Here is a 24,504-nt window from a genome sequence, read left to right on the forward strand (position 1 = left end):
ACATGTAACGCTGGTCATGATAATCTATCAAAGTTGTCTTTTGACAAGGTCGTCCTTTGAAAACTGAACAAAGTTTCGTTTAAATGTGCAGGGTCCTTGGTACTTTGGTACCGAGGCAAAAAGTAACATTTGCGAAGTCAATTCGCTAGAACAACAAATCGAGCTATTCGAACAGCTCATATTTATATGAGAGTTTGATCCTGGCTCAGGATGAACGCTGGCGGCGTGCCTAATACATGCAAGTCGAACGAGTTCTCGTTGATGATCGGTGCTTGCACCGAGATTCAACATGGAACGAGTGGCGGACGGGTGAGTAACACGTGGGTAACCTGCCCTTAAGTGGGGGATAACATTTGGAAACAGATGCTAATACCGCATAGATCCAAGAACCGCATGGTTCTTGGCTGAAAGATGGCGTAAGCTATCGCTTTTGGATGGACCCGCGGCGTATTAGCTAGTTGGTGAGGTAACGGCTCACCAAGGCGATGATACGTAGCCGAACTGAGAGGTTGATCGGCCACATTGGGACTGAGACACGGCCCAAACTCCTACGGGAGGCAGCAGTAGGGAATCTTCCACAATGGACGCAAGTCTGATGGAGCAACGCCGCGTGAGTGAAGAAGGCTTTCGGGTCGTAAAACTCTGTTGTTGGAGAAGAATGGTCGGCAGAGTAACTGTTGCCGGCGTGACGGTATCCAACCAGAAAGCCACGGCTAACTACGTGCCAGCAGCCGCGGTAATACGTAGGTGGCAAGCGTTATCCGGATTTATTGGGCGTAAAGCGAGCGCAGGCGGTTTTTTAAGTCTGATGTGAAAGCCCTCGGCTTAACCGAGGAAGCGCATCGGAAACTGGGAAACTTGAGTGCAGAAGAGGACAGTGGAACTCCATGTGTAGCGGTGAAATGCGTAGATATATGGAAGAACACCAGTGGCGAAGGCGGCTGTCTGGTCTGTAACTGACGCTGAGGCTCGAAAGCATGGGTAGCGAACAGGATTAGATACCCTGGTAGTCCATGCCGTAAACGATGAATGCTAGGTGTTGGAGGGTTTCCGCCCTTCAGTGCCGCAGCTAACGCATTAAGCATTCCGCCTGGGGAGTACGACCGCAAGGTTGAAACTCAAAGGAATTGACGGGGGCCCGCACAAGCGGTGGAGCATGTGGTTTAATTCGAAGCAACGCGAAGAACCTTACCAGGTCTTGACATCTTTTGATCACCTGAGAGATCAGGTTTCCCCTTCGGGGGCAAAATGACAGGTGGTGCATGGTTGTCGTCAGCTCGTGTCGTGAGATGTTGGGTTAAGTCCCGCAACGAGCGCAACCCTTATGACTAGTTGCCAGCATTTAGTTGGGCACTCTAGTAAGACTGCCGGTGACAAACCGGAGGAAGGTGGGGATGACGTCAAATCATCATGCCCCTTATGACCTGGGCTACACACGTGCTACAATGGATGGTACAACGAGTTGCGAGACCGCGAGGTCAAGCTAATCTCTTAAAGCCATTCTCAGTTCGGACTGTAGGCTGCAACTCGCCTACACGAAGTCGGAATCGCTAGTAATCGCGGATCAGCACGCCGCGGTGAATACGTTCCCGGGCCTTGTACACACCGCCCGTCACACCATGAGAGTTTGTAACACCCGAAGCCGGTGGCGTAACCCTTTTAGGGAGCGAGCCGTCTAAGGTGGGACAAATGATTAGGGTGAAGTCGTAACAAGGTAGCCGTAGGAGAACCTGCGGCTGGATCACCTCCTTTCTAAGGAAACAGACTGAAAGTCTGACGGAAACCTGCACACACGAAACTTTGTTTAGTTTTGAGGGGATCACCCTCAAGCACCCTAACGGGTGCGACTTTGTTCTTTGAAAACTGGATATCATTGTATTAATTGTTTTAAATTGCCGAGAACACAGCGTATTTGTATGAGTTTCTGAAAAAGAAATTCGCATCGCATAACCGCTGACGCAAGTCAGTACAGGTTAAGTTACAAAGGGCGCACGGTGGATGCCTTGGCACTAGGAGCCGATGAAGGACGGAACTAATACCGATATGCTTCGGGGAGCTATAAGTAAGCTTTGATCCGGAGATTTCCGAATGGGGGAACCCAGTACACATCAGTGTATTGCTTGTCAGTGAATACATAGCTGGCCGGCGGCAGACGCGGGGAACTGAAACATCTCAGTACCCGCAGGAAGAGAAAGAAAACTCGATTCCCATAGTAGCGGCGAGCGAAGTGGGAAGAGCCCAAACCGAGAAGCTTGCTTCTCGGGGTTGTAGGACTGGACATTGGAGTTACCAAAGTCCGACGTAGTCGAAGTCAGCTGGAAAGCTGCGCCACAGAAGGTGAAAGCCCTGTAAGCGAAACGTCGAACCCTCCGTCCAGGATCCTGAGTACGGCGGAACACGTGAAATTCCGTCGGAATCCGGGAGGACCATCTCCCAAGGCTAAATACTCCCTAGTGACCGATAGTGAACCAGTACCGTGAGGGAAAGGTGAAAAGCACCCCGGAAGGGGAGTGAAACAGTTCCTGAAACCGTGTGCCTACAATTAGTCAAAGCCCGTTAATGGGTAATGGCGTGCCTTTTGTAGAATGAACCGGCGAGTTACGTTTGCTTGCGAGGTTAAGATGAAAAGTCGGAGCCGTAGCGAAAGCGAGTCTGAACAGGGCGAATGAGTAAGCAGATGTAGACCCGAAACCAAGTGACCTACCCATGACCAGGTTGAAGGTGTGGTGAAACACACTGGAGGACCGAACCCATGTATGTTGAAAAATGCTGGGATGAGTTGTGGGTAGCGGTGAAATTCCAAACGAACTTGGAGATAGCTGGTTCTCTCCGAAATAGCTTTAGGGTTAGCCTCGGAGGATGGATCATGGAGGTAGAGCACTGTTTGAACTAGGGGCCCATCAAGGGTTACTGAATTCAGATAAACTCCGAATACCATCGATCTTACTCCGGGAGTCAGACAGTGAGCGATAAGGTCCATTGTCGAAAGGGGAACAGCCCAGATCACCAGTTAAGGTCCCTAAATTTATGCTAAGTGGAAAAGGATGTGGCGTTGCACAGACAACTAGGATGTTGGCTCAGAAGCAGCCACCATTTAAAGAGTGCGTAATAGCTCACTAGTCGAGTGGCACTGCGCCGAAAATATACCGGGGCTAAGCATAATACCGAAACTGTGGGTGCACCCGTAAGGGTGCGCGGTAGGAGAGCGTTCTAAGGGCGTTGAAGGTCGATCGTGAGGACGGCTGGAGCGCTTAGAAGTGAGAATGCCGGCATGAGTAGCGAAAGATCAGTGAGAATCTGATCCACCGTATGACTAAGGTTTCCTGGGGAAGGCTCGTCCTCCCAGGGTTAGTCGGGATCTAAGGCGAGGCCGAGAGGCGTAGTCGATGACAAGCAGGTTGAGATTCCTGCACTAGTTTATTTTGTTTAAGCGATGGAGGGACGCAGGAGGCTAAGGAAAGCGCACGACTGGAAATGTGCGCCCAAGCAGCAAGTCTGACAGCGAGTGAAATGCTTGCAGTCTTAAGGACAAGCTGTGATGGGGAGCGAAATTATAGTAGCGAAGTTCCTGATGTCACACTGCCAAGAAAAGCTTCTAGTGAGAAATAAACTACCCGTACCGCAAACCGACACAGGTAGTCGAGGAGAGTATCCTCAGGTGAGCGAGCGAACTCTCGTTAAGGAACTCGGCAAAATGACCCCGTAACTTCGGAAGAAGGGGTGCTGACCGCAAGGTCAGCCGCAGTGAATAGGCCCAAACAACTGTTTATCAAAAACACAGGTCTCTGCTAAATCGTAAGATGATGTATAGGGGCTGACGCCTGCCCGGTGCTGGAAGGTTAAGAGGATGAGTTAGCGCAAGCGAAGCCCAGAATTGAAGCCCCAGTAAACGGCGGCCGTAACTATAACGGTCCTAAGGTAGCGAAATTCCTTGTCGGGTAAGTTCCGACCCGCACGAAAGGCGTAATGATTTGGGCACTGTCTCAACGAGAGACTCGGTGAAATTATAGTACCCGTGAAGATGCGGGTTACCCGCGACAGGACGGAAAGACCCCATGGAGCTTTACTGTAGCTTGATATTGAGTGTTTGTACCGCTTGTACAGGATAGGTAGGAGCCGTAGAGATCGGAACGCTAGTTTCGATGGAGGCGTTGGTGGGATACTACCCTAGCTGTATGAACACTCTAACCCGCGCCACTAATCGTGGCGGGAGACAGTGTCAGGTAGGCAGTTTGACTGGGGCGGTCGCCTCCTAAAATGTAACGGAGGCGCCCAAAGGTTCCCTCAGAATGGTTGGAAATCATTCGCAGAGTGTAAAGGTATAAGGGAGCTTGACTGCGAGACTGACAAGTCGAGCAGGGACGAAAGTCGGGCTTAGTGATCCGGTGGTTCCGTATGGAAGGGCCATCGCTCAACGGATAAAAGCTACCCTGGGGATAACAGGCTTATCTCCCCCAAGAGTCCACATCGACGGGGAGGTTTGGCACCTCGATGTCGGCTCATCGCATCCTGGGGCTGTAGTCGGTCCCAAGGGTTGGGCTGTTCGCCCATTAAAGCGGTACGCGAGCTGGGTTCAGAACGTCGTGAGACAGTTCGGTCCCTATCCGTCGCGGGCGCAGGAAATTTGAGAGGAGCTGTCCTTAGTACGAGAGGACCGGGATGGACGTTCCGCTGGTGTACCAGTTGTGCCGCCAGGCGCATCGCTGGGTAGCTATGAACGGCAGGGATAAACGCTGAAAGCATCTAAGTGTGAAGCCCCCCTCGAGATGAGATTTCCCATTCCTATATGGAAGTAAGACCCCTGAGAGATGATCAGGTAGATAGGCTGGAAGTGGAAGTGCAGCGATGCATGGAGCGGACCAGTACTAATCGGTCGAGGACTTAACCAAGTAAGCGTGCAAGCAGGCGCAGGTTTCTGCGACTGCGAACACATTTCGATGACAAGTACGTTAAGTTCAAGGCAGCAATTAAACAATGATAGCCAGTTTTGAGAGCGCAAAGTTCTCATAAGTGTGGTGGCGATAGCAAGAAGGATACACCTGTTCCCATGCCGAACACAGAAGTTAAGCTTCTTCACGCCGAGAGTAGTTGGTGGGAAACTGCCTGCGAGGGTAGGAAGCTGCCACGCTTACATATGGAGGATTAGCTCAGTTGGGAGAGCGTCTGCCTTACAAGCAGAGGGTCACAGGTTCGAGCCCTGTATCCTCCATTGAGCCGTTAGCTCAGTTGGTAGAGCAACTGACTTTTAATCAGTGGGTCGACAGTTCGAGCCTGTCACGGCTCAGAGAATTATTGGTTTTAAATGGCGGCTCAAGTCGATTTTTCGCCGACTTAGCTCAGTTGGTAGAGCATCTGTCTTGTAAACAGGGGGTCGAAGGTTCGAATCCTTTAGTCGGCATGGTACCAATAATTTGATAGCACCATGTTTCATGCGGAAGTAGTTCAGTGGTAGAACATCACCTTGCCATGGTGGGGGTCGCGGGTTCGAATCCCGTCTTCCGCTTTCCAAGCACAGTGCCGAGGGTGTGCTTGGTCAAACCTATCCTCGGCATTATCATGATTTGCACCCATAGCGCAATTGGATAGAGTGTCTGACTACGAATCAGAAGGTTGTAGGTTCGACTCCTACTGGGTGCATTATCGGGAAATAGCTCAGCTTGGTAGAGCACCTGGTTTGGGACCAGGGGGTCGCAGGTTCGAATCCTGTTTTCCCGATTGGACATTTTTGTCCCTTAGTTTTTCGCGGTGTAGCTCAGCTGGCTAGAGCGTCCGGTTCATACCCGGGAGGTCGAGGGTTCGATCCCCCCCGCCGCGATTGAGCTTGGACCTTTAGCTCAGTTGGTTAGAGCAGACGGCTCATAACCGTCCGGTCGTAGGTTCGAGCCCTACAAGGTCCATCTTTACAGGGTGGTCGCTGTTCGGTATAATCGATATGTTATTGTTATCGCGGGATGGAGCAGTTCGGTAGCTCGTCGGGCTCATAACCCGAAGGTCGCAGGTTCAAATCCTGCTCCCGCAATTTATATGGTTCCATGGTCTAGTTGGTTAGGACGCCTGCCTGTCACGCAGGAGATCACGGGTTCGAGTCCCGTTGGGACCGTTTGCGGCTCGGTAGCTCAGTCGGTAGAGCAATGCATTGAAGCTGCATGTGTCGGCAGTTCGATTCTGTCCCGCGCCATATTCATAATCATTTTTATGCGGGTGTAGTTTAGTGGTAAAACCACAGCCTTCCAAGCTGTTGTCGCGAGTTCGATTCTCGTCACCCGCTGCGGTTATGATCATGGGCCTATAGCTCAGTTGGTTAGAGCGCACGCTTGATAAGCGTGAGGTCGGTGGTTCAAGTCCACCTAGGCCCATTGTTCCATTTATAGTTTCATATACACATGGAGAAGTACTCAAGTGGCTGAAGAGGCGCCCCTGCTAAGGGTGTAGACCGGGAAACTGGTGCGAGGGTTCAAATCCCTCCTTCTCCGTTGTGGCCCGTTGGTCAAGTGGTTAAGACACCGCCCTTTCACGGCGGTAACATGGGTTCAAATCCCGTACGGGTCATGTTTAGATGGAGAATTACCCAAGTCTGGCTGAAGGGAACGGTCTTGAAAACCGTCAGGTGGGCGTAAGTCCACGCGAGGGTTCGAATCCCTCATTCTCCTTTATAATTATCGCGGGATGGAGCAGTTCGGTAGCTCGTCGGGCTCATAACCCGAAGGTCGCAGGTTCAAATCCTGCTCCCGCAATTTATATGGTTCCATGGTCTAGTTGGTTAGGACGCCTGCCTGTCACGCAGGAGATCACGGGTTCGAGTCCCGTTGGAACCGTCTCTCTCAATTGAGAGAAAAATACAAAAGTTTAGTTCCAAATGGCTCGGTAGCTCAGTCGGTAGAGCAATGCATTGAAGCTGCATGTGTCGGCGGTTCGATTCCGTCCCGCGCCATTATGGAGGAGTAGCGAAGAGGCTAAACGCGGCGGACTGTAAATCCGCTCCTTCGGGTTCATAGGTTCGAATCCTATCTCCTCCATTTTATAGGGATATAGTTTAATGGTAGAACTACGGTCTCCAAAACCGTCAGTGTGGGTTCAACTCCTACTATCCCTGCTTTTATAATGGCGGTATTGGTGAAGCGGTTAACACACCGGTTTGTGGCACCGGCATACGTGGGTTCGATCCCCACATACCGCCCTTTTTACTGGGGTATAGCCAAGTGGTAAGGCAACGGACTTTGACTCCGTCATGCGCTGGTTCGAATCCAGCTACCCCAATTTCTCCAACTGCCATAGGGGAAAGGCACTTAATTGAAATATGGCGGTGTAGCCAAGCGGTAAGGCATGGGTCTGCAAAACCTTGATCGTCGGTTCGATTCCGATCACCGCCTTATCTTGCGGCAATCGCCAAGAGAGTGTATTATCATTTAATATTATGCCGGTGTGGCGGAATTGGCAGACGCGCGGGATTCAAAATCCCGTTCCAGCGATGGAGTATCGGTTCGACCCCGATCACCGGTATCACAAACCTTCCTAGGAAGGTTTTTTTTTTGCCTTGAAAATCTGTGCCACAAACAAAGATGTTCCCAATACATTTTTGATCACACCCGATTTAAAAAAGTGTACAATTTGGCACAAATCATGGAGCCGCTGTTTTTGCATGAAAATTGTATGATTTCTGACACACGAAAAAAAGACCCAGCGTTTCTTCATCCTACGTAAAAGTAAGATGCTCCTGAGTCTTTTTTCGTTATCTGATACTGTCCTTTTTGACGATTGCTGCCAGTTGACTTGCTATTCTTCGCGAGAGAACTTCAATATCTTGATCCGAGACCGTTCCAATGCGCGACGATGACGCTGCAGCAAAGGATCTTCAGAACTGTCTGTCTGACTGATGACAGCTGCCTCGAAGGCCTCATATTCCAAAGGTGACAACCGTGCCAGAAACTGTGCAAACTCGATTCGCATGAGTAGACCATCTTCATACGATCTGAGAGCCAGACGTTCTTGAAGAGATTCAAGTGCGCTGTCTTCAACTGGGATTGCGGTCGCGTCGATGCGGCGTTTATGCGCAAAGTGTTTCCGCAAGACTGAACGCAGGTGTGACTGCAATACCATTCGATAGTAGGGACCAAATTGGGATCCGCTAGAGCCATCATATCGAGTAATTGCTTTGAGCATCGCAATCCTGGCCTCTTGTAACCAGTCTTCATGTGAAAAATCCCTGAGATGGTACGGTCTTAACACCGTTAGGACTAGCGGTCGATATTGCTTAAACAATTGGCTGAATGCAGTTGAGTTTGTGATTGCTTCATTGATTAATGTTAACTCTGTGGCTTTCATATCTCCTCCTCCCCCGACTTACTAGCTTTTTCATTCTACAATAAAGCGTTTCCAATTGAATAGCGAACAATCGTTCATGAATATTTTTTAGGGGAACAGAATGCTTACAACCAAAGGCATATGTTGGGGCAATATTGACAACATTATTTTAGTATTTTTTTCACGATTTTTTTAAGAGTCACGACATCTTTAAAGGAATAGAAAGGGGCCAGTAGAATGACCTATTGTTAATTGGTGATTCGGTGGTCGGAGAGCGTGTTATTACAAGCATGATTTGAAAAATGGTATGACAAAAAATGATGATATTTTAATGGCGTGAAGGCAGCTTTAGATATCTTAGAACGGCAATTTTTAAAAAATAATGTTGGCGCCTTCATATGCGATACCATCGGGAAAATAGCGAATTTATAAAGAATAATCAATCTTACATTGATCATGACATGCGTTATATTAAACAAGTCACTTTTTTAGGGAGGTATTCGATAATTTCTTCAAATAGAGAAAATAATAAAATTGGTCTATTTCAGTTAGTTATGCTAGCTTTGGGTTCCTTGATTGGTTCAGGCTGGCTCTTTGGTTCTTGGGAAGCAGCAGCAGTAGCTGGTCCGGCGGCGATTCTGTCTTGGGTGATTGGCGGCTTGATTATTGGCATCATTGCTTATAATTACATTGAGCTTGGGACCATGTTTCCTGAATCAGGCGGAATGAGCAAATATGCTCAGTACTCGCACGGTTCTTTAGTTGGCTTTATCGCCTCTTGGGCCAACTGGATCTCGCTAGTGACGTTGCTGCCGATTGAAGCAGTGGCTGCCGTGCAATATATGGCATCATGGCCGTGGCAGTGGGCTAGCTTTACGCACGGTTTTTTGGCTGATGGGCGTATCACATCGCAGGGGTTGCTGGTGGTGTTTGCTTTCATCATTATTTTTACGTTACTTAACTATTGGTCAGTCTCATTACTGACACGATTCACGAGCTTCATCTCGATCTTCAAAATTGGGGTGCCTTTGCTGACGATCACGCTGTTGGCACTTTCAAGCTTCCATCCCGGCAATTATGGGCATTCTTTAGCGACCTTCATGCCTTATGGGAGCGCACCTATCTTTGCGGCCACTTCAGTTTCTGGGATTATTTTTTCCTTTAACGCGTTTCAAACCGTCATCAACATGGGAAGCGATGTTAAGAAACCGCAAAAAAATATTGGGCGCGGAATTGCAATTTCGTTACTGATTAGTGCGGTCATTTACATTTTATTGCAAAGCGTTTTTATCACGACAATTTCGCCGAAGCTATTAGCAGCACATGGTTGGCAAGGGTTGAATCTCAACTCCCCATTTGCTGACTTGGCGATTCTGCTGGGCATTCACTGGTTATCAGTTTTGTTATATATGGATGCCTTTGTTTCCCCGTTTGGGACTGGCGTTTCATTTGTTGCTTCATCTGGGCGGGCGTTGCAGGCGATGGTCAGCAACAACCATATTCCCAAATTTCTTGGGAAACTTGATGAAAAGTATGGTACACCACGAGTGGCGATGGTGGTGAATGCGTTGCTTAGCATGGTTATGGTTTCGATTTTTCCATCTTGGGGTACGTTAACTAGCGTCATCTCCACGGCAACGTTGATTGCTTACCTGACAGGTCCTATTACGGTCATCTCCTTGCGTGACATGGCCCCAGATTTTAAGCGGCCAGTGAAGTCGAGCCTCTTGCGGGTGATGGCACCATTGTCATTTGTGCTAACCTCATTAGCGGCTTACTGGGCAAAATGGCCGACAACGGTTGAAGTGATCGGCGTTATTTTCTTGGGTATTCCTTTCTATTTGTTCTATGAATGGCGATCAGGCTGGGCAAGCACGCTTAAGCAATTGAAGGCGGCAGCTTGGATGCTGGTATATTTGCTATTCCTGTCACTCATCTCACTTATTGGCAGCAGTGAGTTTAATGGTTTGAATTGGATTCACTATCCTTTAGATTTTGTTGTCATTATCGTTGGTGCTTTGGGCTTTTATGCTTGGGGAATTAATAGTCACATTTTCTCTAAATATTTCCGACGCGCTGCAAGGGTGAATGACAAAGTTAAAATGCCGCGGCAGTAGCAACTAGTATTAGAAAAAACACGTCTCTGGTCAGAAACATGATCATCGACGTGTTTTTTGGTATGATGGAAGACATTCTGATTCTTGACCATTGCCGCAGATGCTTTGAGCCGCCGGTGGTGAAGGCTCGTTTGATAAAATGCTAGATGGCATAACTTACGACTTTTGCCTGATGATGGTGTGATGGCGACAAGGTAAGATAATTTTAAAGGTTTGAGGGAAAATTGCATTTAGCTATGCCTATCTTTATACTTATACTAAACAAATGACGTCTGGAGGGGATTAGGTGAATATCGGGATTTTTACAGATAGCTACTTTCCACAAGTCAGTGGCGTCGCGACGTCCATCAAGACCTTGAAGGACGATCTGGAGCGTAAGGGCCATCAGGTTTATATTTTTACAACGACTGATCCGCATGTGCCGGACGACGCCGTTGAACCTAATTTATTCCGATTTACCAGTGTACCGTTTGTCTCATTCACGGATCGGCGAATTGCGGTTCGTGGGCTTTTTCATGCTTACGCAGTGGCGAAGGAATTGAACTTGGACATTGTTCATACACAAACTGAATTTTCGATGGGGTATATCGGCAAATTTGTCGCCAAGCAGTTGAAAATTCCGACAATCCATACTTATCACACTATGTATGAGGATTATCTGCATTATGTCCTGAATGGTCATTTGCTGAAGCCTTATCATGTGAAGCAGTTTACGCGGGCGTTTCTTTATCATGTCAGTGGCGTTGTTGCGCCTTCTGAACGCGTTTATGATACGCTGCGGCGATATGGCGTCAAAACTGAGATCAAAATCATTCCAACTGGGGTTGATTTGACTCAGTTTGCCCAGCAAAAAGATCCGCATTTACGTGACAAGCTCGGGTTGGCGCATGTCCCGGTTTTGGTCTCACTCAGTCGGGTCGCGTATGAAAAGCGAATTGATAAGGTGATCAGTGCCATGCCTAAAATTCTGGAACAGGTGCCCCAAGCGGTGCTGTTAATTGTTGGCGATGGGCCTGCGCGTGAAGACTTAGAGGCGCAAGTCGCTGAGCTGGGTCTCAAGGAGCATGTCCGATTCACCGGTGAAATTGACCATGATGATGTTGGTGACTATTACCGGGTTGGCGATGTGTTTGTATCGGCAAGTGACTCCGAGTCACAGGGGTTAACTTATATCGAAGCGATGGCGGCGGATCGCAAAGTGGTTGCCTTGACAGGGGATTATACGGATCAACTTTTGGATGATCCGGCGTTAGGGACAACATTTTCAACTGAGACTGAAATGGTGCATCAGGTCGTGAATTACTTGAAACATCCAAATGCTTACGATGATGCTAAGCCGCGTCAAGAAAAGTTAGCGGCAATTTCTGCAGATCGATTTGGCGATCGGGTTTTGGATTTCTATCAAGACATTTTGTCACACTATTCGCCTAATGAGGCCGATGAAGCTGCACCATGGACCGATGAAGATTCCAGTAAACGGACCATGAAAGGTTAAATATGATTGTTATTAATATGTTTTCCTCTGCCAATAAGGTTGCAGGACAAGGAGTTGGCGCAGTCTACACAGAACTGATGGGCTTGCTGAAACACGATTTTTCAAATGAATTTGAAGTTAACGTCAATCGTTATACGCGTAGTGACATCAGCCATTATCATACGATTGATCCTAAATTTTATTTATCTACTTTCTCCAAAAAACGGGGTCGCAAGATTGGCTTTGTCCACTTTGTGCCGAGTACACTGGATGCGAGTCTGAAGTTGCCGCGAGTGGCGCGGTGGACGCTTGATAAGTATACGTTGGCTTTTTATAAGCGAATGGATCAGTTAGTGGTGGTGAACCCGAATTTTATTCCTAAGTTAGAAGCTTATGGGATCAGTCGCGACAAAGTGACTTATATTCCTAATTTCGTATCGCAACGAACGTTTCATCCAGTATCCACTGAAAAGCGGCAGGCTTTGCGACATGCCAATGGCTTTAAACCTGATGATTTTGTCATTTTTGGCGCGGGTCAGGTGCAGGATCGTAAGGGTGTCAGCGACTTTATCAAATTAGCAAAACATAATCCTGAATTTCGTTTTGTTTGGGCAGGTGGTTTCTCTTTTGGCCGCATTACTGAAGGCTACGACCATTTGAAGAAGGCCGTAGCAGAAGCCCCGGCAAACTTGGATTTTACCGGGATTATGCCACGGGAGACAATGATTGACTATTACAATATGGCCGATGTTTTCTTATTGCCTTCTTATGAAGAGCTGTTCCCAATGTCCGTCCTTGAGGCTTTTGCAACGGGAACGCCAGTGATGGTGCGGGATCTTGAGCTGTATCACCAAATCATCACACCTTATGCCATCACGGCTGTTGATGTTGACGATATGCAGTCTCGATTGCGGGCACTTGCGGATGATCATGATCTTTTGGCAACTTATGCAACTAAGAGTCGACAAGCTGCTGAAGTTTACGATGAAAGCCGACTTGAAAAAGTCTGGCACGATTTCTATCTTCATCAAGCTGCACGGGGGAAGCACTAGCCGAGGAGTTATATGACACGGAAGAACAAACTGGCTGTCTTAATCATGATTTTGATTGGCGCCGGTATTTTTATTTATGAAGCTCGTGATCTGAACGGCGCACAATTAATCCACGAACTATTGACGCTTGATCTCAAGTGGCTGCTGGTGGCTTTTTTGCTCATGTTTGGGTCGTGGATCATTGAAACCTTTGTGGTTCAGATCTTTATTCGAAGTGAAGCTGATGATTTAGACTTTAAAACCGCTTTGCGTGTGCCGTTGGTTGAACAATTGTTTAATGCAATTACGCCGATGGCTTCTGGTGGTCAGCCAGCCCAATTATTTGCTTTGATGCAAAGTGGCGTTGAAGCTGGCCGGGCAAGTTCCGTGTTGTTGATGAAGTTTGTCGTGTATCAATTCATGGTCCTGATTAACTTTGTCCTGACACTATTCATCGGGTTTGATCAGGTGTCCAAACATTTTGGGGCGCTTGCTTTGTTCATCGTTTTTGGTTTTGTGATTCATGTGGTTGTCATCGTAGGCTTGCTCATGGTGATGTATTACTATAAGTTCACAAAAAAATTAGTGAATTTGGTGATGATACCGATTGGCTGGTTTGTCAAACCTGAGAAAAAACTTGCCATGCAAAGCAACCTTGATCATAAAATTGACACTTTTTACGCAGAGAGTTTGCACTTGAAACGCGAAAAGAAGCGGGTCATCAAGGCTTGCTTGTTGACACTTGTGCAATTGCTGCTTTACTATGCGGTGCCGTACTTTGTGCTCCTGTCGCTTGGCGTAAGTCATGTTAGTATCGTTGAGGTCATCGTGTTGCACGTGATGATTGTGATGATTGTCAGCCTGTTTCCGATTCCAGGCGGTGCTGGCGGGGCCGAGTATAGCTTTAAAACCTTGTTTGCGACTTATGTTGCGTCGCCTTCAAAATTGATTCTAGGGATGCTGTTATGGCGGTTCTTGACCTATTACCTGGGGATGATCTGCGGCATCATTGCCATGGCATTCCCGCCAAAAAGCAAACGTACGTGAGCGACTGAGAAAAGTCAAAGCTCAGGGAGGGCGAAATGTCGTCAGCAAGCGAAGAACTGAACCAGTATTGGCCTGCCTTTAGACAAAGCAAACGTTATGCGCCTTTGTTAGGGATCAGAGACGCCGAGATTAAGCATATCTTGACCGGCATCGTTGAATTGGTGATGGCTCAAAATCAGCATCACATTAAGGCGTGGCAAATCAACGAAATTGCTGTTGCCCTGAGACCTGCTTTGGAGACTAGCTGGGCCACCCCAAAACAGGAGCAGCGAATTTTGGCACGATATGCTTCGTGGGTGAATATTTTTTTAACATGGCTGGCAGAAGCCGGTAAGGTCGCATTTACATCGGCAGACGTTGCTGCTGTGATGGCGATACTTTATCCGTAAGCTACATGTCGATAAATAAAAAGCGCTTGGTAATCAGACCAATTTTGATCTGATAACCAAGCGCTTTTATCTATTGTCTTCAAAACTAGGCGGCTTTATGCGCAGCTATGAATGCTTGTAAACGTTTGACTGCCTCCTTGAGGTCAGCCATGGAAGCCGCATAGCTGATGCGAATATAACCTTCGCCACCAGGGCCAAACGCGGTACCTGAGATCAGCGCAAGTTTCTGCTCTGTGGCAAGCGATTGCGTGAATTGTCGCGAATCAAGCCCCAGTTCGATCGGGATTTTGGCAAAAAGATAGAAGGCGCCATCCGGCCGAGCAACATCGAAGCCCATGTCCAGAAGCGCCTGATAGACAAAATCGCGGCGCTTGGCATAGGCGGCTTTCATAACCTGTGCATCATCTTGTCCGTTCGTCAAAGCTTCAATGCCAGCGCGTTGTGCAATGGTGGTTGCCGCGGTGACGAGATACTGGTGCACTTTTTTCGCCTCTGCGATCAAAACTCGCGGACCCATCAAAAAACCGATTCGCCAGCCGGTCATGGCATGTGATTTTGACAGACCATTCACGACAAAAGTTCGGTCGTAAGCATAACTGCCCATGGAAACATGTGAGTCACCATAAGTTAGTTCGGAATAGATCTCATCGCAAATAATATAAAGATCATGTTCAGCAGCAGTTGCGGCAATCGCTTTAACCTCAGACGCACGATAAGTGACGCCAGTCGGATTGCTTGGATAGTTTAAAATGATGCCTTTTATTTTGGCATCAGGATGAGCAGCAATCGTTGCTTCGATCAGCGCTGGGGTCAAGACAAAGTTGGTTTTGCTAGTGTCCATATAGATCGGTGTCACATGATTCAACGTAAGCAAAGGGATGTACCCCGGATAAATCGGTGACGGCACCAGCATGGCATCACCTGGATCGCTGATGGTTGTAATGGCAGTTGCCAAAGCCTCGGTAGCGCCCACGGTGACAAGGATTTCATCTTCAGCAGCGTAATCAGTATCATATTTTGTTTTGAAAAAGTGTTGCGCAGCTTCCCGCAGTTCTGGATCACCCACCATTCCGGTATAATGAGAATAATTTTCCTGAATAGCTTCAATGCCAGCCTGTTTAACGTGCTCAGGCGTATTGAAATCGGGTTCACCTAACGTTAACTTCAAAATACCGGGAATCTTGCTGACGCTTTCGTCAAATTGCCGGATTTCACTAACGTCGATGTCGGCTAATTGTTTATTTAATGGTTGCAACTTCATGGGCGATCTCCTTAGTATGTAGGTTGCAAATAGCATAGTCCATTTTCCCTCATAGTTGCAATGCAATAAAACTGCAATTCAAAGAGAGATTTCTCCCACAGAGGCCGTGGTTTATGCTAAGCTATTTCTTGAAATAGGAAAAATAAACAGCGCGTGATCCCGCCCAGATGAGATTCGATGTGTCAGTGCCAATAATTGGCATGTTGGCTCGCAAGGTGGTGATCGCGTTTATAGGAGGCCATTTTATGAAACAATCACAGCTCGTGGCCATCATCAAGCGCCTAGAAGCCATGCAGGCAGGCGATGGCGAGACCCAGTCGCGCCGCTTCGAAAAAAATGGTGATGAAAAGGGCCTCGTGACATACGATCCCAAGACCGAAACTTATGAACTTGAAGAATTAGGCACTCACCAAACCTTTCAGTTTGATAATATCGATCTTGCAGCCATGGAAATCTATGATTTGATGGATTTTGATGAAGACGATGGCACAAGTGACAGCACCAGCGATCAAGCACCAGCTTGATCAACGACAAAAGCGAACTGACAAGGTTCGCTTTTTGTGTAGCACATGATCAGAAGCGCTTGGAAATGGTATTCAGTAGCCGTCAAAACCTGATCCGAATTTAAAGGCTTCTTTAAAATCACCATGGATTGGCCCAAATAGGTCCAGAAAGTTTGTCTTTTTCAAAACAAGCGGTTATCCTAGCGAATGTGCTATACTTTTGACATTAAACAATGACTTGGAGGCTCCACATGAACCAGCTTGGCAGTAAACTCAGGGGATTTTTTAATACCCGGCTCGGGTTTTTTGTGCTTGCCATCGTCCTTTTTTGGGCGAAGACATACTGGGCATATCAATCAAAATTCAATCTGGGCGTCACCGGCAGCTTTCAACATCTGATCTTGGCGATCAACCCGATTCCAACCACACTGTTCCTTTTTGGCATCGCACTATACATGTCAGGGCGTAAATCGTACATTACGATGCTGATTATTGATGCACTTACATCGGTGTGGCTTTTTGCCAATGTCCTTTACTATCGAGAATTTTCGGACTTTCTGACATTTGCATTGATCAAAGGGTCAGGCGCCGTGTCCAATAACCTCAATAAAGGCATCATGGGTATTGTGCAACCAACAGATTTTATTGTTTTCGCTGACGTCCTCATTTTGATTCTGTTGCTTGTTTTTAAAGTCATTCGGATGGACATTCGGCCGATTAAGAAACGCTTTGCGCTCGGGGTTTCGGTTTTAGCTGTCGCGATGTTCGCAGCTAATCTCAGTGTGGCTTATAGTGACCGTTCAGGCTTACTGACGCGTACCTTTGACAATAACTATATTGTTAAGTATTTAGGCCTTAATGCCTATACAGTTGTTGATGGGGTCAAAACAGCACAAAACAGTGCCACGAAAGCAAACGCTGATTCAAGCGATGTGAAATCTGTTTTGAATTATCTTAATAAGAACAGAGTCACACCTAATGCGCAATATACTGGTGTTGCCAAAGGGAAGAACGTTTTTGTGATCCATTTGGAAAGCCTTCAGCAGTTTATGATTGACTTCAAATGGGATGGGCAGGAAGTGACGCCTAATCTAAATAAGCTCTATCATGAATCTGATACGTTATCCTTTGACAATTTCTTTAATCAAGTTGGCCAAGGGAAAACTGCCGATGCTGAGATGATGATGGAAAACTCACTGTTTGGTTTACCTGAAGGGGCAGCCATGGTTACCGATGGCACAACCAATACTTTCCAGGCAGCGCCAGCAATTTTGGATCAGCAAGGTTACACAACAGCATCATTCCACGGCGATGTGCCGAGTTTTTGGAACCGAGACAACACCTATAAGTCTTGGGGCTATGACTACTTCTTCTCGAAAAATTATTTTTCAAGTGGGAAGAACTACGATGTCGGCTATGGGCTAAAGGATAAGATTTTCCTCAAAGACTCAGCTCAGTACATTGAGCAATTACCACAACCGTTCTATGCCAAAATGATCACGGTCACAAATCACTATCCGTATACTTTGGATAAAGCCAATCAAACCATCGAGAAGACGGATACTGGCGACGATACCGTTGATGGCTATGTTCAAACTGCCCGTTATCTTGATGAAGCACTGGGTGAGTTTTTCAATTGGTTGAAGGAAACTGGTCTGTATGACAAATCAATGATTGTTCTTTACGGTGATCACTATGGTATTTCGAATAACCATAAAAAAGCCATGGCTAAGCTTACGAACATTTCTGGTTTCAATGATTATAACAACGCCATGTACCAGCGAGTACCATTTATGATTCACATGCCAGGCTTAAAAGGTGGTATTAATCATACGTACGGTGGTGAGATTGACGCACTGCCAACAATATTGAACCTGTTAGGTGTGAAAGATAACGATACAGTTCAATTTGGGTCCGACTTGTTATCCGCGGATCATCCGCAAACCGTGGCCTTCCGAAACGGCGACTTTGTCACGCCAGACTTTACAAAGGTTGGTAGTCAATATTTCAATACCACGACTGGTAAGAAAATCGACAAGTTATCAGAAAGCCAGAAGGAAAGTGTTGATGCGTCCACTAATCGAGTGACCACCGAACTTTCTCTGTCTGATCGCGTCATTAACGGCGATTTGTTGCGATTCTATACACCGGCCGGCTTTAAGAAGGTTGATCGAAGTGACTTTTCATATAAGCTGACAGATACAAAGAAAAAGTTGAAAGCCGCGCAAAAGAAGGGCACGAGTCTAAAAGCGGAAAACAAAGGTAAGTCAGTTGCCGATGAGTATAAGACCGATGCACCCGAACTTAAAGACGATAGCGATAGCAGCAGTAGCGAGTCAAAGTAGCAATCGAATTCATTGAAAGCAGCGTTCAGCGGCGAGCGCTGCTTTTTCTGTGTCCACAAAATGTGCTGTAGCGAATGGGATTACTGACCTGAAGCTGCTCATTCTGAACTTTTGTAAGTAAACAGTTGTGCTAGATTAGAAAAGAGCGTACAATTTTACTAGATGATAATAGTTACAAATAGGAGGCTGGCTATGAATCAGGCGGTTTACAACAAAACAATTAACTTGCTCAAAGCGAAGCAGATTCGGGTCACCCCGCAGCGTGAAGCGATTATTTCGTACATGATTGACAGTACGGCACATCCGACTGCGGAAATGATTTATGCGAAACTGTCGCCGCAGTTTCCGCATATGAGTGTTGCAACCGTATATAATAATCTACGGCTTTTGGTTGATCTTAATCTAGTTGAAGAAATGTCGTCTAATGATGCGGCCACTCATTTTGATTTTCCCATTGAGCCACATTATCACGCCATTTGTACAAACTGCGGCAGAATCTTTGATTTCAGTTATCCAGGCGTTACAGATGTTGAAGCAGTGGCGGCTAAGAAAACCGGCTTTAAAGTGAGTGGCCATCACCTCGAAGTTTACGGTATTTGCCCTGATTGCCAAGTGAAATTAGGTATGAAGTAATTGAGTCCAATAAGGCGGTGCATTACGGCGATTAAGTCGTATGTACCGCTTTTTGTTGGGTAGGTTAAGCAATATCACGCAACAATCAATTAGGCCGTATGGACAGGAGCATCGCGTGGTTTTGCTGGAAACTCAAAAAAATACTTGCACACCGTCTGAGTTGCTGGTATTATATTATTGCTGTCAAAAAGCAATTCCTTTTCTAAAAAGGGTAAGGTAGAAGCGCTTGCATCTTCCATTTAACAGGATATTTAATAAAAATGTTGACATGTAACGCTGGTCATGATAATCTATCAAAGTTGTCTTTTGACAAGGTCGTCCTTTGAAAACTGAACAAAGTTTCGTTTAAATGTGCAGGGTCCTTGGTACTTTGGTACCGAGGCAAAAAGTAACATTTGCGAAGTCAATTCGCTAGAACAACAAATCGAGCTATTCGAACAGCTCATATTTATATGAGAGTTTGATCCTGGCTCAGGATGAACGCTGGCGGCGTGCCTAATACATGCAAGTCGAACGAGTTCTCGTTGATGATCGGTGCTTGCACCGAGATTCAACATGGAACGAGTGGCGGACGGGTGAGTAACACGTGGGTAACCTGCCCTTAAGTGGGGGATAACATTTGGAAACAGATGCTAATACCGCATAGATCCAAGAACCGCATGGTTCTTGGCTGAAAGATGGCGTAAGCTATCGCTTTTGGATGGACCCGCGGCGTATTAGCTAGTTGGTGAGGTAATGGCTCACCAAGGCGATGATACGTAGCCGAACTGAGAGGTTGATCGGCCACATTGGGACTGAGACACGGCCCAAACTCCTACGGGAGGCAGCAGTAGGGAATCTTCCACAATGGACGCAAGTCTGATGGAGCAACGCCGCGTGAGTGAAGAAGGCTTTCGGGTCGTAAAACTCTGTTGTTGGAGAAGAATGGTCGGCAGAGTAACTGTTGTCGGCGTGACGGTATCCAACCAGAAAGCCACGGCTAACTACGTGCCAGCAGCCGCGGTAATACGTAGGTGGCAAGCGTTATCCGGATTTATTGGGCGTAAAGCGAGCGCAGGCGGTTTTTTAAGTCTGATGTGAAAGCCCTCGGCTTAACCGAGGAAGCGCATCGGAAACTGGGAAACTTGAGTGCAGAAGAGGACAGTGGAACTCCATGTGTAGCGGTGAAATGCGTAGATATATGGAAGAACACCAGTGGCGAAGGCGGCTGTCTGGTCTGTAACTGACGCTGAGGCTCGAAAGCATGGGTAGCGAACAGGATTAGATACCCTGGTAGTCCATGCCGTAAACGATGAATGCTAGGTGTTGGAGGGTTTCCGCCCTTCAGTGCCGCAGCTAACGCATTAAGCATTCCGCCTGGGGAGTACGACCGCAAGGTTGAAACTCAAAGGAATTGACGGGGGCCCGCACAAGCGGTGGAGCATGTGGTTTAATTCGAAGCAACGCGAAGAACCTTACCAGGTCTTGACATCTTTTGATCACCTGAGAGATCAGGTTTCCCCTTCGGGGGCAAAATGACAGGTGGTGCATGGTTGTCGTCAGCTCGTGTCGTGAGATGTTGGGTTAAGTCCCGCAACGAGCGCAACCCTTATGACTAGTTGCCAGCATTTAGTTGGGCACTCTAGTAAGACTGCCGGTGACAAACCGGAGGAAGGTGGGGATGACGTCAAATCATCATGCCCCTTATGACCTGGGCTACACACGTGCTACAATGGATGGTACAACGAGTTGCGAGACCGCGAGGTCAAGCTAATCTCTTAAAGCCATTCTCAGTTCGGACTGTAGGCTGCAACTCGCCTACACGAAGTCGGAATCGCTAGTAATCGCGGATCAGCACGCCGCGGTGAATACGTTCCCGGGCCTTGTACACACCGCCCGTCACACCATGAGAGTTTGTAACACCCGAAGCCGGTGGCGTAACCCTTTTAGGGAGCGAGCCGTCTAAGGTGGGACAAATGATTAGGGTGAAGTCGTAACAAGGTAGCCGTAGGAGAACCTGCGGCTGGATCACCTCCTTTCTAAGGAAACAGACTGAAAGTCTGACGGAAACCTGCACACACGAAACTTTGTTTAGTTTTGAGAGGATAACCTCTTCACGCCTATCGGGCCTATAGCTCAGTTGGTTAGAGCGCACGCTTGATAAGCGTGAGGTCGATGGTTCAAGTCCATCTAGGCCCATCAAGCGTACGCTTGTTAATTGAACAACCCTTATGGGGGATTAGCTCAGCTGGGAGAGCGCCTGCTTTGCAAGCAGGAGGTCATCGGTTCGATCCCGTTATCCTCCATTGGCCGAAAGGCCAATGACCGACGAAAGTCGGCTACTTTGTTCTTTGAAAACTGGATATCATTGTATTAATTGTTTTAAATTGCCGAGAACACAGCGTATTTGTATGAGTTTCTGAAAAAGAAATTCGCATCGCATAACCGCTGACGCAAGTCAGTACAGGTTAAGTTACAAAGGGCGCACGGTGGATGCCTTGGCACTAGGAGCCGATGAAGGACGGAACTAATACCGATATGCTTCGGGGAGCTATAAGTAAGCTTTGATCCGGAGATTTCCGAATGGGGGAACCCAGTACACATCAGTGTATTGCTTGTCAGTGAATACATAGCTGGCCGGCGGCAGACGCGGGGAACTGAAACATCTCAGTACCCGCAGGAAGAGAAAGAAAACTCGATTCCCATAGTAGCGGCGAGCGAAGTGGGAAGAGCCCAAACCGAGAAGCTTGCTTCTCGGGGTTGTAGGACTGGACATTGGAGTTACCAAAGTCCGACGTAGTCGAAGTCAGCTGGAAAGCTGCGCCACAGAAGGTGAAAGCCCTGTAAGCGAAACGTCGAACCCTCCGTCCAGGATCCTGAGTACGGCGGAACACGTGAAATTCCGTCGGAATCCGGGAGGACCATCTCCCAAGGCTAAATACTCCCTAGTGACCGATAGTGAACCAGTACCGTGAGGGAAAGGTGAAAAGCACCCCGGAAGGGGAGTGAAACAGTTCCTGAAACCGTGTGCCTACAATTAGTCAAAGCCCGTTAATGGGTAATGGCGTGCCTTTTGTAGAATGAACCGGCGAGTTACGTTTGCTTGCGAGGTTAAGATGAAAAGTCGGAGCCGTAGCGAAAGCGAGTCTGAACAGGGCGAATGAGTAAGCAGATGTAGACCCGAAACCAAGTGACCTACCCATGACCAGGTTGAAGGTGTGGTGAAACACACTGGAGGACCGAACCCATGTATGTTGAAAAATGCTGGGATGAGTTGTGGGTAGCGGTGAAATTCCAAACGAACTTGGAGATAGCTGGTTCTCTCCGAAATAGCTTTAGGGTTAGCCTCGGAGGATGGATCATGGAGGTAGAGCACTGTTTGAACTAGGGGCCCATCAAGGGTTACTGAATTCAGATAAACTCCGAATACCATCGATCTTACTCCGGGAGTCAGACAGTGAGCGATAAGGTCCATTGTCGAAAGGGGAACAGCCCAGATCACCAGTTAAGGTCCCTAAATTTATGCTAAGTGGAAAAGGATGTGGCGTTGCACAGACAACTAGGATGTTGGCTCAGAAGCAGCCACCATTTAAAGAGTGCGTAATAGCTCACTAGTCGAGTGGCACTGCGCCGAAAATATACCGGGGCTAAGCATAATACCGAAACTGTGGGTGCACCCGTAAGGGTGCGCGGTAGGAGAGCGTTCTAAGGGCGTTGAAGGTCGATCGTGAGGACGGCTGGAGCGCTTAGAAGTGAGAATGCCGGCATGAGTAGCGAAAGATCAGTGAGAATCTGATCCACCGTATGACTAAGGTTTCCTGGGGAAGGCTCGTCCTCCCAGGGTTAGTCGGGATCTAAGGCGAGGCCGAGAGGCGTAGTCGATGACAAGCAGGTTGAGATTCCTGCACTAGTTTATTTTGTTTAAGCGATGGAGGGACGCAGGAGGCTAAGGAAAGCGCACGACTGGAAATGTGCGCCCAAGCAGCAAGTCTGACAGCGAGTGAAATGCTTGCAGTCTTAAGGACAAGCTGTGATGGGGAGCGAAATTATAGTAGCGAAGTTCCTGATGTCACACTGCCAAGAAAAGCTTCTAGTGAGAAATAAACTACCCGTACCGCAAACCGACACAGGTAGTCGAGGAGAGTATCCTCAGGTGAGCGAGCGAACTCTCGTTAAGGAACTCGGCAAAATGACCCCGTAACTTCGGAAGAAGGGGTGCTGACCGCAAGGTCAGCCGCAGTGAATAGGCCCAAACAACTGTTTATCAAAAACACAGGTCTCTGCTAAATCGTAAGATGATGTATAGGGGCTGACGCCTGCCCGGTGCTGGAAGGTTAAGAGGATGAGTTAGCGCAAGCGAAGCCCAGAATTGAAGCCCCAGTAAACGGCGGCCGTAACTATAACGGTCCTAAGGTAGCGAAATTCCTTGTCGGGTAAGTTCCGACCCGCACGAAAGGCGTAATGATTTGGGCACTGTCTCAACGAGAGACTCGGTGAAATTATAGTACCCGTGAAGATGCGGGTTACCCGCGACAGGACGGAAAGACCCCATGGAGCTTTACTGTAGCTTGATATTGAGTGTTTGTACCGCTTGTACAGGATAGGTAGGAGCCGTAGAGATCGGAACGCTAGTTTCGATGGAGGCGTTGGTGGGATACTACCCTAGCTGTATGAACACTCTAACCCGCGCCACTAATCGTGGCGGGAGACAGTGTCAGGTAGGCAGTTTGACTGGGGCGGTCGCCTCCTAAAATGTAACGGAGGCGCCCAAAGGTTCCCTCAGAATGGTTGGAAATCATTCGCAGAGTGTAAAGGTATAAGGGAGCTTGACTGCGAGACTGACAAGTCGAGCAGGGACGAAAGTCGGGCTTAGTGATCCGGTGGTTCCGTATGGAAGGGCCATCGCTCAACGGATAAAAGCTACCCTGGGGATAACAGGCTTATCTCCCCCAAGAGTCCACATCGACGGGGAGGTTTGGCACCTCGATGTCGGCTCATCGCATCCTGGGGCTGTAGTCGGTCCCAAGGGTTGGGCTGTTCGCCCATTAAAGCGGTACGCGAGCTGGGTTCAGAACGTCGTGAGACAGTTCGGTCCCTATCCGTCGCGGGCGCAGGAAATTTGAGAGGAGCTGTCCTTAGTACGAGAGGACCGGGATGGACGTTCCGCTGGTGTACCAGTTGTGCCGCCAGGCGCATCGCTGGGTAGCTATGAACGGCAGGGATAAACGCTGAAAGCATCTAAGTGTGAAGCCCCCCTCGAGATGAGATTTCCCATTCCTATATGGAAGTAAGACCCCTGAGAGATGATCAGGTAGATAGGCTGGAAGTGGAAGTGCAGCGATGCATGGAGCGGACCAGTACTAATCGGTCGAGGACTTAACCAAGTAAGAGTGTGAGCAGGAGCGGTTAGAAACCGGAGCATAA

Annotated in this window: 10 protein-coding genes, 27 tRNA genes and 5 rRNA genes; 40 read left to right on the top strand and 2 right to left on the bottom strand. The window is 47.9% G+C overall.

What is annotated here, in order from left to right; translation table 11 throughout:
• The first annotated feature begins 182 nt into the window (after nucleotides 1-182).
• From LBPC_RS03860 to LBPC_RS03995, 28 genes are all read left to right on the top strand, one after another.
• Nucleotides 183-1,752: ribosomal RNA gene (locus LBPC_RS03860) — 16S ribosomal RNA — on the top strand.
• A gap of 219 nt (nucleotides 1,753-1,971) precedes the next feature.
• Nucleotides 1,972-4,889 (top strand): 23S ribosomal RNA (locus LBPC_RS03865).
• Nucleotides 4,890-5,011: 122 nt separating this feature from the next.
• A 5S ribosomal RNA gene (rrf, locus tag LBPC_RS03870) occupies nucleotides 5,012-5,128 on the top strand.
• Together the 16S, 23S and 5S rRNA genes with 25 tRNA genes alongside form the textbook arrangement of a ribosomal RNA operon.
• A gap of 8 nt (nucleotides 5,129-5,136) precedes the next feature.
• Nucleotides 5,137-5,209, top strand: a tRNA-Val gene (locus tag LBPC_RS03875).
• 2 nt (nucleotides 5,210-5,211) lie between these two features.
• Nucleotides 5,212-5,284, top strand: a tRNA-Lys gene (locus LBPC_RS03880).
• A 41-nt stretch (nucleotides 5,285-5,325) separates the two neighbouring features.
• Nucleotides 5,326-5,398: transfer RNA gene (locus tag LBPC_RS03885), tRNA-Thr, on the top strand.
• Between the two features lie 33 nt (nucleotides 5,399-5,431).
• Nucleotides 5,432-5,503: transfer RNA gene (locus LBPC_RS03890), tRNA-Gly, on the top strand.
• Nucleotides 5,504-5,563: 60 nt separating this feature from the next.
• Nucleotides 5,564-5,637 (top strand) — tRNA-Arg (locus LBPC_RS03895).
• A 4-nt stretch (nucleotides 5,638-5,641) separates the two neighbouring features.
• Nucleotides 5,642-5,715: transfer RNA gene (locus LBPC_RS03900), tRNA-Pro, on the top strand.
• Between the two features lie 26 nt (nucleotides 5,716-5,741).
• Nucleotides 5,742-5,815, top strand: a tRNA-Met gene (locus tag LBPC_RS03905).
• Between the two features lie 8 nt (nucleotides 5,816-5,823).
• A tRNA-Ile gene (locus tag LBPC_RS03910) sits at nucleotides 5,824-5,897 on the top strand.
• 48 nt (nucleotides 5,898-5,945) lie between these two features.
• Nucleotides 5,946-6,019, top strand: a tRNA-Met gene (locus tag LBPC_RS03915).
• 7 nt (nucleotides 6,020-6,026) lie between these two features.
• Nucleotides 6,027-6,100 (top strand) — tRNA-Asp (locus LBPC_RS03920).
• Nucleotides 6,101-6,105: 5 nt separating this feature from the next.
• Nucleotides 6,106-6,178, top strand: a tRNA-Phe gene (locus tag LBPC_RS03925).
• A 19-nt stretch (nucleotides 6,179-6,197) separates the two neighbouring features.
• Nucleotides 6,198-6,268 (top strand) — tRNA-Gly (locus LBPC_RS03930).
• 14 nt (nucleotides 6,269-6,282) lie between these two features.
• A tRNA-Ile gene (locus LBPC_RS03935) sits at nucleotides 6,283-6,356 on the top strand.
• Between the two features lie 29 nt (nucleotides 6,357-6,385).
• Nucleotides 6,386-6,473 (top strand) — tRNA-Ser (locus tag LBPC_RS03940).
• A 4-nt stretch (nucleotides 6,474-6,477) separates the two neighbouring features.
• Nucleotides 6,478-6,549 (top strand) — tRNA-Glu (locus LBPC_RS03945).
• A gap of 9 nt (nucleotides 6,550-6,558) precedes the next feature.
• Nucleotides 6,559-6,650 (top strand) — tRNA-Ser (locus LBPC_RS03950).
• 10 nt (nucleotides 6,651-6,660) lie between these two features.
• Nucleotides 6,661-6,734 (top strand) — tRNA-Met (locus tag LBPC_RS03955).
• A 7-nt stretch (nucleotides 6,735-6,741) separates the two neighbouring features.
• A tRNA-Asp gene (locus LBPC_RS03960) sits at nucleotides 6,742-6,815 on the top strand.
• Between the two features lie 43 nt (nucleotides 6,816-6,858).
• Nucleotides 6,859-6,931: transfer RNA gene (locus LBPC_RS03965), tRNA-Phe, on the top strand.
• Nucleotides 6,932-6,935: 4 nt separating this feature from the next.
• A tRNA-Tyr gene (locus LBPC_RS03970) sits at nucleotides 6,936-7,016 on the top strand.
• 6 nt (nucleotides 7,017-7,022) lie between these two features.
• A tRNA-Trp gene (locus LBPC_RS03975) sits at nucleotides 7,023-7,093 on the top strand.
• Nucleotides 7,094-7,104: 11 nt separating this feature from the next.
• A tRNA-His gene (locus tag LBPC_RS03980) sits at nucleotides 7,105-7,177 on the top strand.
• Between the two features lie 8 nt (nucleotides 7,178-7,185).
• Nucleotides 7,186-7,257: transfer RNA gene (locus tag LBPC_RS03985), tRNA-Gln, on the top strand.
• 42 nt (nucleotides 7,258-7,299) lie between these two features.
• Nucleotides 7,300-7,370, top strand: a tRNA-Cys gene (locus LBPC_RS03990).
• A 46-nt stretch (nucleotides 7,371-7,416) separates the two neighbouring features.
• Nucleotides 7,417-7,500 (top strand) — tRNA-Leu (locus LBPC_RS03995).
• A 273-nt stretch (nucleotides 7,501-7,773) separates the two neighbouring features.
• Here the strand turns inward: LBPC_RS03995 and LBPC_RS04000 are convergent.
• Nucleotides 7,774-8,322 carry a sigma-70 family RNA polymerase sigma factor gene (locus LBPC_RS04000; RefSeq protein WP_003564071.1) on the bottom strand — a complete coding sequence of 183 codons (549 nt, stop codon included), beginning with the start codon at nucleotides 8,320-8,322 and terminating at the stop codon, nucleotides 7,774-7,776.
• 533 nt (nucleotides 8,323-8,855) lie between these two features.
• Between LBPC_RS04000 and LBPC_RS04005 the strand changes: the two genes are divergently transcribed.
• The 5 genes from LBPC_RS04005 to LBPC_RS04025 all read left to right on the top strand — a co-directional run bounded on the left by LBPC_RS04005 (nucleotide 8,856) and on the right by LBPC_RS04025 (nucleotide 14,359).
• Nucleotides 8,856-10,418: an APC family permease gene (locus LBPC_RS04005; protein WP_032781298.1), complete on the top strand. Its 1,563-nt coding sequence runs from the start codon at nucleotides 8,856-8,858 to the stop codon at nucleotides 10,416-10,418.
• Between the two features lie 286 nt (nucleotides 10,419-10,704).
• Nucleotides 10,705-11,913 (top strand): glycosyltransferase family 4 protein, encoded by a 1,209-nt coding sequence (locus LBPC_RS04010; RefSeq protein WP_003569394.1) that lies wholly within the window; start codon nucleotides 10,705-10,707, stop codon nucleotides 11,911-11,913.
• A gap of 2 nt (nucleotides 11,914-11,915) precedes the next feature.
• Nucleotides 11,916-12,944, top strand: a complete 1,029-nt coding sequence (locus tag LBPC_RS04015; RefSeq protein ID WP_004562174.1) for a glycosyltransferase family 4 protein — start codon at nucleotides 11,916-11,918, stop codon at nucleotides 12,942-12,944.
• 12 nt (nucleotides 12,945-12,956) lie between these two features.
• Complete coding sequence (locus tag LBPC_RS04020) at nucleotides 12,957-13,970, top strand: lysylphosphatidylglycerol synthase transmembrane domain-containing protein (RefSeq protein ID WP_003564081.1); 1,014 nt, start codon at nucleotides 12,957-12,959, stop codon at nucleotides 13,968-13,970.
• 35 nt (nucleotides 13,971-14,005) lie between these two features.
• Nucleotides 14,006-14,359, top strand: a complete 354-nt coding sequence (locus LBPC_RS04025; protein ID WP_004562175.1) for a hypothetical protein — start codon at nucleotides 14,006-14,008, stop codon at nucleotides 14,357-14,359.
• Between the two features lie 85 nt (nucleotides 14,360-14,444).
• Here the strand turns inward: LBPC_RS04025 and LBPC_RS04030 are convergent, their stop codons facing one another.
• The gene (locus LBPC_RS04030; RefSeq protein WP_003593795.1) at nucleotides 14,445-15,620 is read right to left on the bottom strand and encodes a pyridoxal phosphate-dependent aminotransferase; all 1,176 of its coding nucleotides are present in this window, start codon (nucleotides 15,618-15,620) and stop codon (nucleotides 14,445-14,447) included.
• A gap of 245 nt (nucleotides 15,621-15,865) precedes the next feature.
• Here LBPC_RS04030 and LBPC_RS04035 point away from each other — a divergent pair, with 245 nt between their 5' ends.
• From LBPC_RS04035 to LBPC_RS04065, 7 genes are all read left to right on the top strand, one after another.
• On the top strand, nucleotides 15,866-16,144 hold the full coding sequence (locus tag LBPC_RS04035) for a YkuJ family protein (RefSeq protein ID WP_003564087.1): 279 nt from the start codon (nucleotides 15,866-15,868) through the stop codon (nucleotides 16,142-16,144).
• 230 nt (nucleotides 16,145-16,374) lie between these two features.
• Nucleotides 16,375-18,468 carry an LTA synthase family protein gene (locus tag LBPC_RS04040; RefSeq protein ID WP_016383819.1) on the top strand — a complete coding sequence of 698 codons (2,094 nt, stop codon included), beginning with the start codon at nucleotides 16,375-16,377 and terminating at the stop codon, nucleotides 18,466-18,468.
• 192 nt (nucleotides 18,469-18,660) lie between these two features.
• Complete coding sequence (locus LBPC_RS04045) at nucleotides 18,661-19,101, top strand: Fur family transcriptional regulator (protein ID WP_003564091.1); 441 nt, start codon at nucleotides 18,661-18,663, stop codon at nucleotides 19,099-19,101.
• A 448-nt stretch (nucleotides 19,102-19,549) separates the two neighbouring features.
• Nucleotides 19,550-21,119: ribosomal RNA gene (locus LBPC_RS04050) — 16S ribosomal RNA — on the top strand.
• A gap of 86 nt (nucleotides 21,120-21,205) precedes the next feature.
• A tRNA-Ile gene (locus LBPC_RS04055) sits at nucleotides 21,206-21,279 on the top strand.
• A 34-nt stretch (nucleotides 21,280-21,313) separates the two neighbouring features.
• A tRNA-Ala gene (locus LBPC_RS04060) sits at nucleotides 21,314-21,386 on the top strand.
• Between the two features lie 160 nt (nucleotides 21,387-21,546).
• Nucleotides 21,547-24,464: ribosomal RNA gene (locus tag LBPC_RS04065) — 23S ribosomal RNA — on the top strand.
• Nucleotides 24,465-24,504 lie beyond the last annotated feature (40 nt).

The organism is Lacticaseibacillus paracasei subsp. paracasei (assembly GCF_000829035.1).
Taxonomy (GTDB): Bacteria; Bacillota; Bacilli; order Lactobacillales; family Lactobacillaceae; genus Lacticaseibacillus; species Lacticaseibacillus paracasei.

Excerpts from the sequence above, each read along its gene's own strand:
- LBPC_RS04040 (WP_016383819.1), top strand. The coding sequence starts at position 16,375 with ATGAACCAGCTTGGCAGTAAACTCAGGGGATTTTTTAATACCCGGCTC.
- LBPC_RS04000 (WP_003564071.1), bottom strand. The coding sequence starts at position 8,322 with ATGAAAGCCACAGAGTTAACATTAATCAATGAAGCAATCACAAACTCA.
- LBPC_RS04045 (WP_003564091.1), top strand. The coding sequence starts at position 18,661 with ATGAATCAGGCGGTTTACAACAAAACAATTAACTTGCTCAAAGCGAAG.
- LBPC_RS04005 (WP_032781298.1), top strand. The coding sequence starts at position 8,856 with ATGCTAGCTTTGGGTTCCTTGATTGGTTCAGGCTGGCTCTTTGGTTCT.
- LBPC_RS04030 (WP_003593795.1), bottom strand. The coding sequence starts at position 15,620 with ATGAAGTTGCAACCATTAAATAAACAATTAGCCGACATCGACGTTAGT.
- LBPC_RS04025 (WP_004562175.1), top strand. The coding sequence starts at position 14,006 with ATGTCGTCAGCAAGCGAAGAACTGAACCAGTATTGGCCTGCCTTTAGA.
- LBPC_RS04035 (WP_003564087.1), top strand. The coding sequence starts at position 15,866 with ATGAAACAATCACAGCTCGTGGCCATCATCAAGCGCCTAGAAGCCATG.
- LBPC_RS04015 (WP_004562174.1), top strand. The coding sequence starts at position 11,916 with ATGATTGTTATTAATATGTTTTCCTCTGCCAATAAGGTTGCAGGACAA.
- LBPC_RS04020 (WP_003564081.1), top strand. The coding sequence starts at position 12,957 with ATGACACGGAAGAACAAACTGGCTGTCTTAATCATGATTTTGATTGGC.